The following is an 18,428-nucleotide window of genomic DNA, read 5'->3' as shown; positions in this document are numbered from 1 at the left end:
CTGCCGGGGATACCAGAAATAAGGTAAAATTTATTCGTCTTTCAAGCTCTTAACAGGATTAGTGATGGCACTCTGTCTGGTCTGTATGTAGACCGTCAGAAAAGCCAGCAGTATGACCATGATATCCGGAATGATAAACAATTGCCAGGACAGCGGGATTCTATATAGCATGGTTTGTAAAAATTTACTGGCTGCCAGGATGGTAACGGGTGTGGCGATCACCATTGCGATCACAACCAGTTTAAGATAGTCTGTGGTTAACAGTTGAATAATACTTCGTACCGAGGCGCCATATACTTTACGGATGCCGATTTCCTTTTTGCGGCGCTCTGATGCAAGAACAGACAGACCGAACAGCCCCATGAAAGATATCAGAATAGTGATCAGCCCCCCAAACAGTAAAATCTGACGCCATTTGGCGATATCGCTGTACTGTTGCTTGTTAGAATCCTCCATGAAACTGTAGCTAAACGGGCTAAGCGGAAAGAGTTGCTGATAAGAGCTTTTTATATAATCCAGCGTGCTGTTAGACATGCCTGGTTGAAGTTTTATATAGAAAGCATTTAATTTGCTGATATCTTCCCATTTAAATAATTGGGGCTGAATCGGGTCATTCATGGAGCTGTAATGGTAGTTTTTGACCACACCGATGACTTGCATGATTTTATTATCCTGGGTGGTAAAAGTGATTTTTTGCCCTAAAGGGTCTTTCCAGCCAGCCTCTTTAACAAATGCCTCATTTACAAGAACCTTATCTATCGAGTCTGTTGGGTTTGCTGTTGAAAATTCACGTCCTGCAATGATTGGGATCTTTAGCTCATTTAAGTAATTGGCAGTAATGATATCTTGTCTGAAGTTCAGTACAGCGCCGTCGGAGATCTTAGCAAGTGTAGTATGGGAACCGGCTTTTCTTGCCGCAACGGCTACGATACCGGGATTTTTTAGAAGGTCTTTTTTGAAAAGGTCTCCTTTAGGACGGGTATTATATTGTTCTACCAATACCAGGTTACTGTCATCATAACCCAGATCGGCACTTGTCAGAAAATTAAATTGCTGATACAATACAAATGTGAGCACGACTAAAAAAGTCGCCAGTACGAATTGGACAACAACAAGTGATTTTTGCAGATAATTTTTCCCCTGCACCTGAAACCGGTTGTAAAGGATCTTCGTCGGTTCAAACCGGGTCAGTACGATTGCCGGATAGAATCCTGCTATAAAACTGGTGATGGCGAATAAGGCGATAAATTCTACCGCCAGTTGTGTGTCGAACAGATAAGATAGGGCCAATGATTTATTGGCTAAAGTATTGAATAACGGGAGTAGTGCTTCTGTAAGCAGTATCGCCAGACCAAAGGCAATCAGGCAAAGAAGGGCAGATTCGCCCATAAACTGAATGATCAATTGCTTTTTATCGCTTCCCACCACTTTACGGATACCAATTTCTTTTGCCCGCTTGATGGAGCGGGCAATGGTCAGATTGATGAAATTAATACAGGCGATTAACAGGATGAACAGCGCAATGCCCGAGAGTATATAAGAATATAATGGATCGCTGGTAGATCTGATGCCATTGCCGGAGCTGATTGTTTTGTCTAAATGCATACCGGGTAAAGCCTGCAGATGGTATATCTCCATGGATACCTCGCTTTCAGGAATGCCGTATTTTTGAAGAAGCGCTTTAAAGGAGGATGAAGCGTCCTTGAGATAATAGTTTTGCATTTGCTTTTCTACCTGTTGGGGGCTGACCTGATCATCCAGCAGGACGAAAGTATTAAGATAGGAATTAAACCAGTTTTCCGGGTTGGCCTCCTCTTTGCCGGAACGCTGGAATTGGGATAATGCATTAAAGCGTATGGAAGAGTTTTGCGGGCAATTTTTGGCAACGGCGGTTACCGTGTAGGGCTTGAATACGGTATCCTCTTTTAGAAGTACGGTCTTGCCTAAAATATCAGTTGACCCGAACTGGCGGATAGCTTCATCTTTAGACAGCACAATAGCATTGGGCGCCTGCAGGCAGGTGTTGGGGTCGCCTGTGATAAGGGGAAAGCTGAAAACCTGGAAGAAATTCGGGTCCGCTCTGAACAGATTAAGTGATTGTACTTCGGTACCCTTTTTAAAATCCGTTCCGTCACTTTGGTATCGAACAAATGCCTTAATGCCTGGCACATGCCGGGTAAATTTGGGCCCTTCTAACAGGCCTGTATTACTACTAAGGCGAGTCTGACCCTTAAAAGTGGCTTCGGTCGTTATCCGGTATATATGCTGCCCCTTTTCATGGAACTTATCAAAGCTGAGTTCATCTTTTACAAATAACAGAATCAACATGCTGCAGGTCAGGCCGACACAGAGCCCGATAATGTTGATAAAGGAAAAGATCTTTGAACGTTTCAGGTTACGCCCGGCAACTTTCAGGTAATGCTTCCACATAGTTTTGATAATTTAGAGCCATTGAAATAATGGCCATGTTAAAAGAAGCGATTCTGATGCCGTTATCATAATTGACCTATTGTGAGCCAGTTATGGAATTGCTCAAATCCTTATTGTCCGCAATTGATACAGTTAGCTGTCCGAAAACGAACAGTTTGACGCGTCCTAATATAGCTATACAGGTTGTCTGATCCTAGTATAATTACTTGGCTTGCAGCAGATGCTGTATGCCTTCCCATAGGATCTGTAATCCCACGCACATGACCAGAAAAGCGCTGATCCTGTTGACTACCTGCTGGCCACGCTGACCGATCTTTTTAAATAGAAATAGCGTATTGATCAGACAGATATAGATCAGTACCACCATCATAAGGATCCCCACGATAAGTGATCCGGTATTAAAAAGATATTGCTGCCAGTTTTTATTGGCACTGGAAGCACTTAATGTAAGGAGTACGGAGATGGTCCCTGCGCCGGAAAGCATGGGGAAGGTGATCGGATAGAACAGAATGTTTTCAACTTCCTTGTATTTGTCCTCCGGCTGTGTGAATGTCTCAGGGCCTTTATTGGTCTCCTTTTTTGAGATGAGCAGGTTCCATCCCATATGAAAGATGATCATGCCACCGGCAATCTGTACAATAGGCAGCGAAAGACCAAATAGTTTCAGCACCCAGCTGCCGAGAATTACTGAGACGACACAAATCGCCAGGCTATAAAATGAAATCTTTCTGGCAGCGATCAATCTCTGTTTCTTAGTCAGACCACTCAGCAGAGGATCGATCATAAAGGAAGTGCCTACCGGATTAACGGCAGGAAATAACGTGATAAAAGTAATAAAGGCCAGATGCAAAAATGAGGATACAGATTCCATATTACATTGCTTCTTTTTCTAACGATTTACGGCTCCTTAATGGGTAAGCACCCTGCCGGAGTAAATACCATACAATAACGCTAAACCAAATATAATAAAAATAACGCCCGAAATTCTATTGACGATGTGAATATTATGGGGCGTTAATCTGTTTCTGATCTTTCCTGCCAAAAATACTTTAGAGATATCTAGTGAAAAAGTAAATATCAGACAGGTTAAAAAGACGACAATGCGGTATTGGATCTCATATGGGAGGTAATTCTTCGCGCTCACCATGATACTGGCAGAAGTGGCAATCCAGAACAAGATAACTGCAGGGTTCAGGGTATTCATTAAAAAACCGGAAAAAAAGATGGAGGCCATATCCCGGTTGCTCAGCTTTTTATGGATGACTTCTGAGTCTTCATTGGAGAGCGATTTTTTAAGGAAGAAGTTATAGAAGCCGAGCCCGATGAGGAAAAAGCTACCACCAAAGCCGATAATTTTTTCCAGCATGCCCGTAGAGCTGAATATCTGAGTGAAAAAATTACATAAAACAACCAATAGGGTATCGGATACCGATACGCCGACGATAAAAGCTACGCCGCCTTTATGGCCGTTATTGATGCTCTGTTTAATAATCGCAAAAATAACTGGGCCTACAGAAATGCCCAACATTAGTCCGATTGCCAGACCTTTTATTATTGCAGATAATAACATTCAAATATATTCCGCAAGAACTGGTGGTCTCAGTAATGCAGGCCGGCAGTCCCTCGGGTTATTTTAATAAGTTAGAACAAATATGCGCATCTGAGCTTCCCGATCAAATTGTCAGATCAGCCCTTATCAGCGTGAAAATATAGAAATAATAGGGGACTACAAATAATAAACCTTTAAAAAGCGTATTAATAACCTTGTTCAGTCAAAAAATTCTTCCAGGCTTCTAAAAGACCACCCTTTAGTACCCGGGGGAATTTATGCTGCCCGCCCATTTTACCCCTTATTTCCAAAAATTTAAGGAAGGTCTCTTCTGGCAAAACCTCAATAAAGATTTCCTTAAGTGCACTTTTTCTTTCTACAGCATAATCATCATTGAGTGCTTTGAGGTGCTGGTCGATGGAAGCTGCCAGTGCAGCTTTATCGACCACCTGGTCACAGGCCACGAACCATCTGTGCGCAAAAAAACTGCCATGTGGCTCGCCTGTAACAGTAAATTCGGTAATAGCAAGGTCTAACTGTTCCGCTGCCAGTTGAATCGCCTTATTCATATTATCCACACTGAGATGCTCGCCCACCAGACTCAAAAAATGCTTGGTTCTTCCTGAGATAATGATTTCTGAGCGGGAGACATCGGTGAAGCGGATGGTATCTCCCAGCAAATAGCGCCAGGCGCCGGCCGGTGTGCTTATCAAAAGTGCATAATCTTTTCCTTCACTCACCTGATGCGCCAATAATATCTCCGGATTCTCTACAAGATCACCATCGGGCGTAAAATTACTGTCATCAAAGGGCACAAATTCAAAGAAAATGTGATCACTGACCACCAGTCGCATGCCGCCGCCGGCATCTTGTCTGTTCTGATAGGCAATAAAACCTTCACTGGCCAGATAGGTCTCAATATAAGTAAGGGGCTTGCCCAGTAATTTGTTGAATCCTTTTTTATAGGGTTCAAAACTTACGCCACCATGCACAAAATAGGAGAGGTTCGGCCAGATTTCATGGATATGATTGAGTTTATATTTTTCAATGACCATTTCCATGCACATCTGCACCCAGGCGGGCACACCTACTATAAAGCCAATGTCCCAGTCCGCAGCGTTGTCGACAATTTCTTCCAGCTTCTTATTCCAGTCTTTTTCTCTGGCGATTTCCTTAGTCGGTTTATAGAAAGGCTGAAACCAGAACGGCGATTTTTTTACCGTAATTCCGCTCAGGTCACCCAAATAATGACCGACGCCTTTTTGCAGATCCGTGCTCCCGCTAAGCAGGAGCCAGCCTCTGCCGATAGAACGGACATTGATGTCTGTATAATTGCGCAGGCTGAGCAGCTGTTTGATCATGACCAGTTTATTGCCTTGGAGCAAATCATTAGTAATCGGCAAATATTTACTTGCCGCATCGCTGGTCCCGCTGCTAAGGGCATAATATTTCACCTTACCCGGCCAACAGACGTCCGGCTTGTTCTCAAGAGAACGGTGCCACCATTCTTTATAGATGGAACTATAGTTATAAATGGGCACGTTCTGCTGAAAGGCTTTCACCGGGTCAGGCTGCATTAATATATTATCAAAATGATATTTCTGTCCGAATTCAGTAAATCTGGCTTTGTGCAACAGCTTCTTCAGTATCCTTAGTTGATGCTTACATACATCCCCATTGGCCAGGCGTAAAGCCTTTGCCATCCGATCGGGAAGTTTAATATCAAAAATAGCCATTCACTAATAAATAAATTAAAAAATGGAAGTGAGCGCGATTTCATGTTTTCCTAAGAACGGCATCGTCTCACCATCTTACATTGCATCGTTAACTGCAAAGATAGCCGAGTTTTTGTATATTCGACAAGGAAAATAAATCATACTTATGAAAAACTGTTAAAGGTGCTGTAATGCCTCACTCAGTAGCCGTGATTTGTCGATGGCCGCTGTGCCGACCTGTTCGCAGACCAGACCGCCGGCAATATTGCCTAGTTCGGCTGCCAGGGCCATATCTTCCGTAAGGGCGTAAACCAGGCTGATGACTGCTATAACAGTGTCTCCGGCACCGCTAACGTCTGCTATATTGCGTATTTTGGCAGGCAATAAAGCAGGTCCTTCACCATGTTTCTGATAAAAAACGCCATTTTCAGATAAGGTGAACAGAGAATAGAGATGACCCAATTGCAGAAAAAGCCCCTCATGCATGGCTGAAAGAGTCTTTAAATCGATGTCTTTCAGGTGATTGAGGTTTAAAGCCGATTTGATTTCACCCAGATTTGGCTTGAATATGGTTACTTCCTTATAATGGAAGAAATTGCGGTGCTTGGGGTCTACCGCAGTTAATACATCATATTTTTTTGCAAGTTCAATGGCCTTTTTGATAACCTCCGGTGTAAGCACGCCTTTATTATAGTCCTCCAGAATTAAAAGTCTGGGTTTCTGTTCCTTGAAGAAGGCTTCCAGCTTTTCTAGTAATCTGTTTTCCAGTTCATTAGGTAGATCGATGGATACTTCGCTATCCAGGCGCATAACCTGTTGATTACGGGCCATAATCCGGGTTTTCCGGGTCGTGGGCCGGTCGTGACTGAGTAATATATGTTGGTGGCTGATTTTTTGGGCTTCCAATAGCTCAAAAAGGGCATTGCTATAGCTATCATTACCTGCAACAGAAAACAGGTGTACATCTGCCCCCAGTGCCGCCAGGTTCAACGCAACATTAGCTGCGCCACCCAGACGGAGCTCTTCTCTTTGTATATGCACAATCGGTACAGGAGCTTCCGGAGAGATCCTGTCTACTTTACCCCACAGATAAGTATCCAGCATTACATCGCCGAGAACGGCAACGGTGACCTCCTTAAATTGTTCAAAAATAGCCTGGATTTGTGTCGGCACCTTATTTTGGAAATTTTCTTCTGTCAAGATGATCTTTTTTCAATTTTGGGATATCGGAGCCAGATACCTTCTTTGACGGTACCCGGATCCTGGCCACAAAGGTACTAACTATTCGCCTTGAACGTTACATATTGACAGGCGTAAGCATTGGTAAGATAGTAATTTTCAGCTCTTTTTACCCATTTTCCCTTTTTTATAGTCGCTAAGCGCCCTAAAGACCATTGTCAGGGTTTTCCATTTGTCGGGTCCATACAGAACATTGTTTTTGATCCGGTGTAACAAAGACCGGCCCCGTATTTTTAAGTCCTTCTGATAGACATCCTTATATTTTCTACGGACATACAGATAGTTGCGCACCATATAATAGAGTCGGAGCGGTGAATGAAAACTGGTTGTTTTCTGACCACCTCTGAGTGTTTTGACCTCTACCGATTCTCCTAGTTGATGTTCCAGGAATATGTGCGTAAACTGAATGATCCGGTATCCTTTCAGGCCGGCACGGTAACAATATTCATGATCCACCTCATCAATAAAAAGCTGCTCATCGAACGGGCCGATCTCTTTATATAAAGACAGGTTTAGCAAGCTGCCGGAGGTAATGAGCCGGTCTACCGGTTCATTGAGATCCGCGATGATTTCCGGTTTTTCTACAGTTTCTACGCCAAACATGGCGACCTGGCCGGCACCCGGGTAGTCGTTCATGTAATCAAAATAAGACTGAATATTTTCTGCATCAAAATACGAATCCTGGTCCATAGTGAGCAGCCAGTCATATCCTTCTTTTATGGCCATTTCTGCTACCTGGTTGATCCTGATCGCAATACCTTCGTTACCGCTATTATTGATAATCGTGATCTTAGGATGGTCCAGTATGTCTCTGGAAAAGATGAGCTTCGGCTGGCTGTTGTCTGCAATATAAAGATGACTTACCTGATCAAGATAGGAGTGCAGATTTCTATTCATCTGCTGGCCGGGATGATAAGTTATTACTATTGCTGCGACGGATCCCACGGTTATGTAAAGTTTAAATTAAGTGAATCAAAATTTAAGCCCTTACCGTCGATCTAAAGAAATTTCTGCCGGTCTGTTGTTATAGCTTCTTTATAATCTGACTTAATAGGCTCCCTTTTCTGTCAGTCATTCTACATTAATGTTTAATGCCCAGGAACATGGTCCGGTTGTAATAATCGGTATAATTGTCCGGCATGATATCGCCGGTGAAATTAAACTGTTCAAATACGCTGTTAAAGCCTGCCTTATGCATCACTGTCGTCAGATCTTTTTTCCTGAGCCAGAAAGATCTGTCATTATTATAGGAGGCCCACAGTAGCCGTTCAATCTTTTTCTGATTGGCGCCTTGTTCCCATTCTCTATACCACCGCCCTTTGTAACCTTCATTGGTCGTTAATTTCGATAAACGATAGTTACGTGTAAAGTTCAGTAATTTAATTCTTTTCTGAATAGGACCAATAATGAAATTGTTGATGGGGCCAAGTTCGTAACGAACATCTCTTACCGGCGCAAAATGGGTATTAAGCAGCAGTAATTTCTTAGTTGTTTTTCCCAGCAAGTTCATAAATGCAACCGGGTCGTTTAAATGATAGAGCAAACCATAACACAGTACGATATCGAACGCTCCATAATTATGGAGATTGCGGACATCATCCTTTACAAAGTTTAAATTGGATAATCCGGCATCTTCTTTCAGGTAATTGCAATTGACCAGGTTTTCTTCTCTGGCCTCGATACCTAATGTGTCAAATCCCAGTCTGGCAAATTCAAGGGCGTAACCGCCCTCAAGACAGCCGAGGTCTGCCACACGAATCTTGCTTCGCTCTTCACGGGAATCCGGTAACAAGTTCAATAATTGTAAAGTATTTTCAATGGATTTCCAAACAGCACTTTCAGAAAGAAGCACCTGATCTGTTCCCATCGTTGTCTGGCCATTCTTTAAAAGGACATTATGCGCGGTGAATTTCATCAAAACTATTTTAATGTGATTTAGCATCAAATGTAATGATTAAACACTAAAACCGGAAATCATTATCGACCCCTATGAACGGCGCTGCCACCAGCTAAGATGTTCATAAATATAGGCTTGAAGAATGACGGTGGAACGCAACCGTTAAAGCGTGGCTTTTTGTTAGTGAAAAGTTAAACTGACCGATTTTTAGCGGCTGCTTCCCTAAGTTTTCTAACGTTGCGAATCATTAGTCCCTTTATAAAGATGTCACCCTTAATTTCTATATGTATACCGGCTTATAAAAATGTACTTTTTCTAAAAAGGCTCCTGGATAGCATAGCCATTCAGGATTTTAAAGCGTATGAGGTGGCGGTTTGTGATGATAGCCCGGATGGAAATGTAGAAGCCCTCGTCATGGGGTATGAAGGCAAGTTTCCGGCATTAAAATATCAGCATAATCAGCCGCCGAGAGGAATGCCAGAGAATTGGAATGCCGTCATCGCGATGGCAACGGGGCAGTGGATTAAGATCATGCATGATGACGATTGGTTCCTGACGGCAGATGCCCTGAACAAATTTGCCAGCCGTACCCATACAGCTGCGGACTTTATATTTAGCAACTATGAAAATAATTTCATGGATCCCGCAGGTAAAATTATAAGGAAAGGCTCCATGGTATTCCCTAAATACAGGCTGCAAGCCATTATCAGAGAACCGCTGCTTTTGTTAGCAGATAATAAGATCGGGCCTCCAAGTGTCTGTATGGTCAGAAAAGCGGCAGGCATTAGTTATGATAAGAGATTGCGTTGGCGGGTGGATATAGATTATTATAAGACGGTTTTATCAAAGCGACCGGCAGCTGAGTTATTGGAAGATATTCTTGTGGGTGTAGGTATAAATGAAAATCAGGTGACCAATCAAACCAAGAATATCCCTGAAGTGGAACTTCCTGAAGCTTTTATCCTGCTGCAAAAATATGGTACCGTTTCCTTGAAAAACTGGATCATATATGACAGCTGGTGGCGCATGTTCCGCAACATGCATATTGACTCTTACGAGAAATTACAGCAGTTTGTCCCTGAAACCTGGCCGCCCGTTATCATCCGGATGTTGCATTTTATGCAACGGACACCGCAATTCTTTTTAAAAACAGGTGTAACTTCGAAACTTTGTATGCTGTTGTCATTTATGGCAAGCAAAAGCCGTATTCAATAGTCTGTAAATTTAAAGCCAATATTTTTATACATCCCGGTATTTATGTTATCTATTATTATCATCAATTTCAACAGTACAGATTTGATCCTGAATTGTCTGGCCTCCATCAGGGAGCAGACGACCCGGATCGCTTATGAAATTATTATTGTAGATAACAGTGGGGATGCAGACGGCCGGCAAAGGGTCATACAGGCCTGCCCTGAGGTGCAGTGGCTGGATATGGGCTATAATGCTGGGTTTGCGCGGGCCAATAATAAAGGTATCCGGGCCGCGAAAGGTGATGCAGTATTACTGTTGAACCCGGATACGATTATCCTGGAGCAGTCGCTTGATCATGTATATCCTTTATTTATAGAGTCAGATGCGGCTGCCTGTGGACTCCAGCTATTAAATGAAGACCGTACACCGCAGATAGCCGGAAATTTTGCCATGAAAGGCGGGCTGAACTATCTTCTGCCCCTGCCGTATATAGGGACCTTTTTAAAATGGATAGGCAATCATCTGAAAGTCGCGAAGCCTAATATCGGAGAAGCTACAGGTATTCAGGAGGTAGATTGGATTAATGGCGCATTTTTAATGGTCAGATCCGCCGTATTGACGCGATCTGGTTTGCTGGATGAGGATTTCTTTTTGTATGCCGAGGAGGCGGAGTGGTGCAGTCGCTTAAAAAAACAAGGCAAAATGCTGATTTATGGGGGCTACCATATTTTGCACCTTCAAGGAGAAACGGCTAACGAAGCTTTCGCTTCTGAAGGGAAGGGCTATTACAACCTGTATGATAAAAAAGGCCGGCAGCTGATCATTTCCAATTTTCTGAGGATCCGCAAGCAATTTGGTGTAGGCTGGTTTTTAGTCGATACATGTATGTATACACTGACTATCCCGGTATTTGCAGCAGGGCTTTTTTTGACGAATATATTGAAAACGAAATCACCATTTAGAGGGTTTAGACATGTAGGTGGCTTTATTAAAAACGTTGGGGCGCTATGGGCCTATGCTCCGAGGATCATCCGCAATAAACCCTATTTTTATAAATTGTTATAATCCGCGTAAGGCCAGATTCGCTTTGCGGGCAATCTGATCCCAGTCAAAATAATCCAAAAAAGCTTTCGAGGTAGGCGTATAGGTTGCGGCGCCGGCTTCTATAATGGCGCTGATGAAAGCACCTATATCTTTATTTGGGACAATCTTTAATTTTCCGTCCAGCAAGCGATGGTCGACGCCAATGGCCCCGCTTTTAAAAGAAACGGCTGAAGCGCCACCAGCCAACGCTTCCACGAGCTTGGTCTTGATGCCGCCTCCCAGCCAGATTGGGTTGAGGAAGACTTCGGCTGCCAGAAAGATTTCTTCAATATCGGGCACAAAACCGAGTACCGTTAAGTTGTCCGTTTTTTTTGCCAGATATTTTGCCGGTATATTTGCCCCACAGATAATCAAGTGAAAGTCAGGTGCCTGATGAAGCAAGGCCGGGTAAATTTTTTCCAATAACAGTTCAAGGGCCTCATCATTGGGACGGTAGCCGAAAATACCATTGAAGAGCAGTATTGTTTTATCCGCAGGTATTTCATGCGCTTGCTTATATTGCTCAACCAGCAAACGCTTCTGCTCAGGGGTTGGGTTTTCCCCTCCCTGCAGACCGTAGGTAATCACGCTTGTCTTCTCGCGTCGGATGCCGTATGCGGTTATCGCATATTCAGCATCCTCTCTGGTTATAAAAAAAGAATGATTGGCTTTCCTGTGGACCCACCTTTCATAGTCGGCAAGGAGCCGCCACCACCATTTTCCCAGTTCTTTAAAGCGCAGTGATTCTATGTTATGGGACCGAACAATAAGCGGAACACCGGTTGTTGCTTTGAGAAGCCATCCGAGCCAGCCTGTATACGGGTGTTCAATGATGATCGCTTCAATACCCTGGCGGTTAACCAGCTTCTTTAGTTTCCGGTAATTGGCCGGATTGATATACCTTTTTACGCCGTTACCCAATAGGGGCAGTAGCTTAAAATGTAACTTACCAGGGATTTTGTCTGGTAAGTTATCGTCTGTAGAAACACAGGTCAAATCAACCTGCTTCCCTAAATGCTGGTATAGGTAATAGATGGCCTTTTGCCCCCCTGAGGACGCTGGTAAAAACGTATAAGGGGCGATCGCAAGGATCTTTTTTTCAAATCCCGTCTTAACTATGTTTTCCTGTTTTTTCAAGGCACAGTTTATCTAACTTTTGGCAGCAGGTTCCTTTGCTTTGTTGCCTTCGTCTTTATTTTTACGCCACCAAAAGAATACAGATACCAAAACAGAAATCCAGAATAAAACACCTGCAACCAGACCTGCGGTTTTAGACTGCTGTATGACTGTGGGTTCAAACTTAAAGGTAATATTATGGTTGCCTGCAGGGATGCCGATGCCTCTCAGGATATAATCCGTTTGTACATAATCTGCTTTTTTGCCATCGATATAGGCGTTCCAGCCTGCAGGATAATAAATCTCACTTAATACGGCAAACTGGGCGGTTGGAGAGGCGCTTTGGTAACTGATGGAATCATTGCTATAATGGACCAGTTGGATACTGGCAGTGCTATCATAAACAGGTGCCGGACCTACATTTTTGAAATCAGACTGCAATACAAATGCTGTATCAGTTGGATTAAAGTCACCAATTGCTTTTAATGCATCTACCTGGGAAGGAACCGCCTGTACATGCTTAACGAACCAGACTGGGCCGAGTGCGCCCGGGTTTTTCTGAACAGCTAATTGACCCTGTGCCTGCCCCGGAACGATTACATAGCGGGTATCCAGCATATTTAAGATAGACTGACTGAGCTTGCCGTTCATATGTGCTGCCACCATATTTTGATAGATCAGCAGTTTGGCCGCATGATACCCTCCGAGGGACCGGTGATAATAAGAAGTAGTCGCATCGGTAAAGGGATCGCCTGTTGCAAGGTTCAGCACCCGGTAATGGGGATCTTTATCCTGTAAAATCGCCTGGTCTGCTGAAGAGGCTGTAAAGGATGAAGCTTCCAGGGTTGAAGGCTCCATGTAGTGGTCCTTATTCAGGTATAGGCTGTCTACTTTTATTAAGTCCACCATTGTTATGATCAGCAACAACCCGATAATGACTCCTGGTTGCATGATCTTCTTCGTATAGGCATAAATAGCTGCCAGCAGGATTACGCTGAACAGTATAACACGTCCGATCCCGGACAGGAACATGGATTTACGGGCACTTTCCAGCGCATGTAAGATGGCCGCGCCGCCTACCTGGGGCTGGTTTAAGAACTCCTTGAGCGGCGGATTATTCAGTGTATAATCATTACCAATATAGATGAGCAGCAGTAGAGCCACAAAACCGCCCAAAGCATATAAGATCTTCTTATTATTTTTTTGTATAAAGATGGATTCCTCCTTATTGAAAAAGAGTTTTTGTAAGGCGATCCCTGCCATCAGCGGCAACAGCAGTTGCGGGATGATCATTGCCATGGAAGGCGCGCGAAATTTATTATATAGCGGAAAATAATCAAAAAGGAACTGATTAAAGCTTTCAAAATAGATGCCCCAAGCCATAAAGGTTGTTATTACTGTGGCGATGAGCAGCCACCATTTATGTCTGGAGGGACATACCACCCAGCCGAGGATCGCCAGCAGCACAATCAATGTGCCGGCATAAATTGGGCCTGAGGTGCCGGGCAGAATGCCGCCCCAGTATTTTGACAGAACACCGGATAAAACCTGATTGATTTGCTGCGGAGGTAATTTGCCATTCAGCTGGCCGCCAAGTTGCATGGCCTGGTTATATATATCGGAATTTTCATCAAACATATTACCGGAATATCCGCCAAAGGCATTGGGCATGGCCAGTTCGAATGTTTCCGCTTTACCCAGTGAATACTGGAAGGCATAGCTCTCATCGAGGCCGGTTTTTTTCTCGGTCTGCTTTGGCGTACCGGAGCTCAGGTCAATGGCACCGCCGCCGCGTATGGTATACTTGGAATACTGATAGGTCGGAAAGATCGCCATCGCCGTATTTCCCAAGGCGATCAGACCTGCCAGCAACGCAAGAGACAAGGCTATAATGGTGTGTTTCCATCTTGCAGACTTGATCCAGCGGACCAGATAGGTAATGGTCATAATCAGGATACAGATCAGCAGATAATAGGTGACCTGCGGATGGTTCGCACCAATTTCCAGTGTGGCAAATAGAGCGGAAACGATCATGCCAACCGCATACCGGCCTTCATAAAGTAGGATCAGGCCTGCGAGTAAAGCCGGCATATAAGCCATGGCGAACATTTTTGATTCATGCCCGACAGAGATAATGACCGGATTATAAGTGGCATAAGCGAAAGCCAGGCTGGCCAGTACGCCGATGATCGGTTTTAACCGCACTGTCTGGGTCAGGATATAAAAACAGATACAAGCCAGAAAGAAAAAGGAAATTGGTTTAGGTAGCCAAAGGGTCAGGATCGCTGTAAAATTGGGCAGAATCCCAGCGTCATTCATCGCAATCTGATAATTAGGCATCCCACTGAAGTCATGGGTATTCCATAAGGGAAAGTGACCGTGCAGATCTTTATAATTGAAGGCGTCCTGCGCCATGCCTTTCCAATGAAGAATATCACTTTGCTGGAGTACTTCACCACTGAGGGCGGGATGGCAATAAATAACAGCAATGATTAAAAAGACCAGAATGGCGATCAAATGAGGAAAAACCTGTTTCCAATTAATAGACTTCATCTAAATGCGGTTTTGTATTGTTAGCAAACCTAACCTGAAAAATCCAATTGTGCAAATATTTGCGCTCCTCAAAGACTGTACAGGAGGGCTTATAACAAAATGGCAATAAAAAAGGGCAGTCGGTAATCCGGCTGCCCTTTTTTGAAAATGCCTCTGTTATTTTTTGATCTGACCAAAATCCGAAGACGCAAAGTATTTTTGTTGACTGATCATGTCAGTCATGATTTTTGCGGTTTCTTTAATGTATACATCCTTAGATACATCCGTTTTCCATCTTGAATAGAAATCTGCTTTTGTTTTATCGGGATTTTCCAGATATTGTTTGTGATCTACCGACATAACAGTGATGGATAAAGGATCTTTCAGTTTAACGCCTTTATCATCTTTGTCGAACATTTTTCGGATTTTCTCCTGGTCTTCCCTGTATTTTTTCAGGTTCAGGCTGACCGGACGGTTTTCATTGGCATCCATCCAGATATTAGTCTGGTTAATGGCGTTGAAAACCGGATTTTGCCGGATTCTCTGATTGGCTCTTGCAATGACTGAATCTGCATTATAGGGTGGCTGCCAGATCACATAGGTAGCCGGATTGATCTTATCCCAGGGCATAGCGGTAGGATTGTCTTTCTCCCTGGCTTTAACAGATTCTAGCAGATCAGGCAGAACAATATCCGAAGAAACGCCTTTCAGCTGGGTTGAGCCACCGTCGATACGGTAGAATTTCTCAACCGTTAATTTGAGACCGCCGAATTCAGGCATCCCATTGGCATTGGGCTTACCCAGTGGTAGCTGGGTCTGCACCGTTCCCTTACCATAGGTAGAGGTGGAGCCGACAATAATGGCACGATGATAATCCTGCATGGCCGCTGCAAAGATTTCAGAGGCAGAAGCACTGAATTCATTGACCATAACGATCATGGGGCCATTGTAGAGCACCGCGTCAGAATCATTATTATCCATTAATTGCTGGCTCTGATCGCTGCGGTTTTTAACCTGTACCGCCGGTCCGGATTTTACGAAGTAGCCGATCATTTTATTCACATCGGCCAGTGACCCGCCCGGATTGGTGCGCAGGTCAATGATCAGTCCGTTGATGCCGGCTGCTTTGAGTTTCTTTATTTCTTTTGCAACGTCCGTTGCTGATCTGGCACCTTTATCATCCTGGAAATCCGCATAAAACTGCGGTAAGCTTAAATAGCCGATCTTGTTGTTATTCTCATTGATTATAAGGCTTTTAGCTGCTGCCTGATCCAGTTTGACCTCTTCACGGATCAGACTGACAGTCTCAACAGTACCATCTGAAGCCTTCTTGATCTGGAGCCGGACCGTTGATCCTTTGGCACCGCGGATAAATTTTACAGCTTCTGTCACTTCATAACCGCTCAGGTCCATGAGCGGGGCATCCCCGGTGGCGACCTTAAGAATAATATCTCCGTTACTGATCTTTTTGCTCTTCCAGGCAGCACCGCCTGCGATAACAGATTCGATACTGATCTGACCGTTTTTTTCCATGAGTAAGGCACCAATGCCATAAAACCGGTTACTCATTTCTTCATTGAATTCACGCTGATCGAGTGGTGGCATATAATCAGAGTGGGGGTCCATTTCATGGGTAATGGTATTGACAAATAAGCTGAACTGTTGTGTGGCATTAAAAGTCTTGGGATTGAACCGTTTATCAAAATACCGGTCGTAATAGGATTTAACGGTCTCACGTGCTTCTTTTTCCAGGGTGGCATCAGATTTTTTAGCCAGGGAATCCGTTGGCTTCGCTTTCGCTTTCTGGGACAGCAAATCGTTGTAGGCGACCAGCGTACGGTATTTTAAGCGTTCGCGCCAGGCTTCTTTCGCTGCTGTGGTGTCAACCGGATAATCCAGGCTGTCGCTAACGGGCTGGTACATGGCCTCTTTGGTAAAATCAAAAGGCTTGGACAGAATTTGATGATAAAGCGGCTTTAGTTGCGCGATGCGCTGCTGAAATATGCCGATGGCAGTGGGATAGAATTCCATGGCGGCACGGCCATGAATCTCGTCATCTATGGAAGTTTTGTATACGGAAAGCTTCTCAATGTCGGATTTCAGGAAAATATTCTTTTCCGCATCCAGCGAGCTGAGAAACTTATCAAAAATCTCCTTAGAGAAATTATCGTCTATTGTTTTAGGAGAATAATGGCGTTGCTCTATAATCATACCCAGGCCGACCAGGAGCTGCTGCTGCCGTGTCAGGGTATCATTTTCATTACTGCCTCTACAGGAAAGAGCGCCCAGAATACCACCCATCAAAACCAGTGCGAATACGGGCAGCGCTTTTTTACTCATCATAAAGTTATATATTTTATAAATCATCTTATTAGAAAATAATCGAAGGTAAACATAAACAATTAGATTTTAATAATCTTCCTTGTTATCGAAAAAAATAAACCCCGCTAATATATTTGGCAGTTTTTTAGTGTTTCGGTGATAATTTTATAAGAAATGCGCAATATTTTTTTTCTGAAATATTTGGAAGAGATGGTAGATTGTATATCTTTGCAACCCGAAACGGAGAGCATAGCTCAGTTGGTTAGAGCGTTGGATTGTGGTTCCAAAGGTCGTGGGTTCGAGACCCATTGTTCTCCCTTATAACTATTTATAGATCAGTTAAATAACCATAATTGTTAGCAGACGATTATGGTTATTTTATTATTACGGGATCTGTCTGATTATGTTCAATTGCAAACAAAGGTATTTTCCTTCTAGCGTACAACCGTTAGACAAGAAACTACTGTGATAAATTAGATGTAATTTTAGTACAGAAATTATTTTATTATTTACGATTATGTCCTCTATTCTGATATCCTCTCTGGTAAATGCGATCGGTTGCTGGTTATGCGTTTCGGTAATGATCTATCTGTTATTTAAACCCGAGAGGCCTGTAAGACTGGCAGGCATTCCTATCCAGGGAATCGTTCCGGCAAATTTTAAAAAGATCAGCCAGAAACTGGCCGACATTATCTATCAAGAGCTGATCACCCATAAAGATCACCTGATGGAAGCTATCACTGCTGAAGAAAAAATCGAGACACTGATGCCACATATTGAATCTCATATCGATTTTTTTCTGCGGGAAAAACTGCCCAAGTCCATGCCCATGATTGCCATGCTGATCGGTGATAAGACGATCGGCCAGATCAAAGAAGTATTCGTAGCTGAAATTAAAGTGTTATTTCCGCAATTAATCGGTCAATATGCCGATCGGTTGCTGGATGACGATCGTCTTTACCCTTTGTTAACAGAGAAACTGCAATCTGCTGCCGTATATGGTTATGTTTCAGGTCTGAAACAAAAAGGAAGCCGGCTGTTTTTTAAGATAAAACTGGGTGCTTTTGTTTTTGGGTTACTGTATGGGCTGGTGATGGGAATTTTGGTGTTTTAGTTCACCTAATCTTTTGCCTGATTCACCGATTTTAAGAATAGCTCCCTTAACTATTGGCCATAAAAAAGGTCTACAGGGATGGCTATTTGTAATTCAATAACAATGTTAATGTATTTTAAATCACATCTTTGCATCGGATTCCAAACGGCTTATTTCTATAACACACATTTATTAATTACTTCTTTTATTCGTAAGAATAACGCTTATTGATTTTACTCAGACGCTGAAAATTCTGAT

At 43.4% G+C, this 18,428-nt stretch carries 13 protein-coding genes and 1 tRNA gene; 4 read left to right on the top strand and 10 right to left on the bottom strand.

The window, feature by feature from the left end:
• Positions 1-30 precede the first annotated feature (30 nt).
• From K9M52_RS04880 to K9M52_RS04850, 7 genes are all read right to left on the bottom strand, one after another.
• On the bottom strand, positions 31-2,430 hold the full coding sequence (locus K9M52_RS04880; protein WP_224070942.1) for an ABC transporter permease: 2,400 nt from the start codon (positions 2,428-2,430) through the stop codon (positions 31-33).
• 202 nt (positions 2,431-2,632) lie between these two features.
• The gene (locus K9M52_RS04875) at positions 2,633-3,301 is read right to left on the bottom strand and encodes a MarC family protein (protein ID WP_224070941.1); all 669 of its coding nucleotides are present in this window, start codon (positions 3,299-3,301) and stop codon (positions 2,633-2,635) included.
• Positions 3,302-3,337: 36 nt separating this feature from the next.
• Positions 3,338-4,000, bottom strand: a complete 663-nt coding sequence (locus tag K9M52_RS04870; protein WP_224070940.1) for a LysE family translocator — start codon at positions 3,998-4,000, stop codon at positions 3,338-3,340.
• Between the two features lie 185 nt (positions 4,001-4,185).
• Positions 4,186-5,682, bottom strand: a complete 1,497-nt coding sequence (locus tag K9M52_RS04865) for a GH3 family domain-containing protein (RefSeq protein ID WP_224070939.1) — start codon at positions 5,680-5,682, stop codon at positions 4,186-4,188.
• Positions 5,683-5,871: 189 nt separating this feature from the next.
• Positions 5,872-6,894, bottom strand: a complete 1,023-nt coding sequence (locus K9M52_RS04860; protein WP_224070938.1) for a bifunctional heptose 7-phosphate kinase/heptose 1-phosphate adenyltransferase — start codon at positions 6,892-6,894, stop codon at positions 5,872-5,874.
• Between the two features lie 138 nt (positions 6,895-7,032).
• Positions 7,033-7,878 carry a glycosyltransferase gene (locus K9M52_RS04855; RefSeq protein WP_224070937.1) on the bottom strand — a complete coding sequence of 282 codons (846 nt, stop codon included), beginning with the start codon at positions 7,876-7,878 and terminating at the stop codon, positions 7,033-7,035.
• Positions 7,879-8,014: 136 nt separating this feature from the next.
• Positions 8,015-8,848 carry a class I SAM-dependent methyltransferase gene (locus tag K9M52_RS04850; RefSeq protein ID WP_224070936.1) on the bottom strand — a complete coding sequence of 278 codons (834 nt, stop codon included), beginning with the start codon at positions 8,846-8,848 and terminating at the stop codon, positions 8,015-8,017.
• Positions 8,849-9,094: 246 nt separating this feature from the next.
• Here K9M52_RS04850 and K9M52_RS04845 point away from each other — a divergent pair, with 246 nt between their 5' ends.
• Together K9M52_RS04845 and K9M52_RS04840 are read left to right on the top strand one after the other, a co-directional pair.
• Complete coding sequence (locus K9M52_RS04845; RefSeq protein WP_224070935.1) at positions 9,095-10,045, top strand: glycosyltransferase family 2 protein; 951 nt, start codon at positions 9,095-9,097, stop codon at positions 10,043-10,045.
• Positions 10,046-10,087: 42 nt separating this feature from the next.
• Entirely contained in the window at positions 10,088-11,089 is a 1,002-nt protein-coding gene (locus K9M52_RS04840; protein ID WP_224070934.1) for a glycosyltransferase family 2 protein, read from the top strand.
• Here K9M52_RS04840 and K9M52_RS04835 read toward each other — a convergent pair.
• The 3 genes from K9M52_RS04835 to K9M52_RS04825 all read right to left on the bottom strand — a co-directional run bounded on the left by K9M52_RS04835 (position 11,084) and on the right by K9M52_RS04825 (position 17,098).
• Positions 11,084-12,244, bottom strand: coding sequence for a glycosyltransferase family 4 protein (locus tag K9M52_RS04835; RefSeq protein ID WP_224070933.1), 1,161 nt, complete (start codon positions 12,242-12,244; stop codon positions 11,084-11,086). The genes K9M52_RS04840 and K9M52_RS04835 overlap by 6 nt on opposite strands.
• 12 nt (positions 12,245-12,256) lie before the next feature.
• The gene (locus K9M52_RS04830; protein WP_224070932.1) at positions 12,257-14,776 is read right to left on the bottom strand and encodes a glycosyltransferase family protein; all 2,520 of its coding nucleotides are present in this window, start codon (positions 14,774-14,776) and stop codon (positions 12,257-12,259) included.
• Between the two features lie 156 nt (positions 14,777-14,932).
• Positions 14,933-17,098 (bottom strand): carboxy terminal-processing peptidase, encoded by a 2,166-nt coding sequence (locus K9M52_RS04825; RefSeq protein ID WP_224070931.1) that lies wholly within the window; start codon positions 17,096-17,098, stop codon positions 14,933-14,935.
• A 222-nt stretch (positions 17,099-17,320) separates the two neighbouring features.
• On the opposite strand from K9M52_RS04825, the gene K9M52_RS04820 reads away from it, so the two are divergent.
• Both K9M52_RS04820 and K9M52_RS04815 read left to right on the top strand, forming a co-directional pair.
• Positions 17,321-17,394 (top strand) — tRNA-His (locus tag K9M52_RS04820).
• 200 nt (positions 17,395-17,594) lie between these two features.
• Complete coding sequence (locus K9M52_RS04815) at positions 17,595-18,191, top strand: hypothetical protein (RefSeq protein ID WP_224070930.1); 597 nt, start codon at positions 17,595-17,597, stop codon at positions 18,189-18,191.
• Positions 18,192-18,428: the final 237 nt, after the last annotated feature.

Source organism: Arachidicoccus terrestris (genome assembly GCF_020042345.1).
GTDB classification, from domain to species: Bacteria; Bacteroidota; Bacteroidia; order Chitinophagales; family Chitinophagaceae; genus Arachidicoccus; species Arachidicoccus terrestris.
This window is presented reverse-complemented; position numbering and strand designations above follow the sequence as displayed.

Coding starts and splice junctions, on each gene's coding strand:
- K9M52_RS04880 (WP_224070942.1), bottom strand. CDS start 2,430: ATGTGGAAGCATTACCTGAAAGTTGCCGGGCGTAACCTGAAACGTTCA.
- K9M52_RS04875 (WP_224070941.1), bottom strand. CDS start 3,301: ATGGAATCTGTATCCTCATTTTTGCATCTGGCCTTTATTACTTTTATC.
- K9M52_RS04870 (WP_224070940.1), bottom strand. CDS start 4,000: ATGTTATTATCTGCAATAATAAAAGGTCTGGCAATCGGACTAATGTTG.
- K9M52_RS04865 (WP_224070939.1), bottom strand. CDS start 5,682: ATGGCAAAGGCTTTACGCCTGGCCAATGGGGATGTATGTAAGCATCAA.
- K9M52_RS04850 (WP_224070936.1), bottom strand. CDS start 8,848: ATGAAATTCACCGCGCATAATGTCCTTTTAAAGAATGGCCAGACAACG.
- K9M52_RS04845 (WP_224070935.1), top strand. CDS start 9,095: ATGTCACCCTTAATTTCTATATGTATACCGGCTTATAAAAATGTACTT.
- K9M52_RS04840 (WP_224070934.1), top strand. CDS start 10,088: ATGTTATCTATTATTATCATCAATTTCAACAGTACAGATTTGATCCTG.
- K9M52_RS04830 (WP_224070932.1), bottom strand. CDS start 14,776: ATGAAGTCTATTAATTGGAAACAGGTTTTTCCTCATTTGATCGCCATT.
- K9M52_RS04825 (WP_224070931.1), bottom strand. CDS start 17,098: ATGATGAGTAAAAAAGCGCTGCCCGTATTCGCACTGGTTTTGATGGGT.
- K9M52_RS04815 (WP_224070930.1), top strand. CDS start 17,595: ATGTCCTCTATTCTGATATCCTCTCTGGTAAATGCGATCGGTTGCTGG.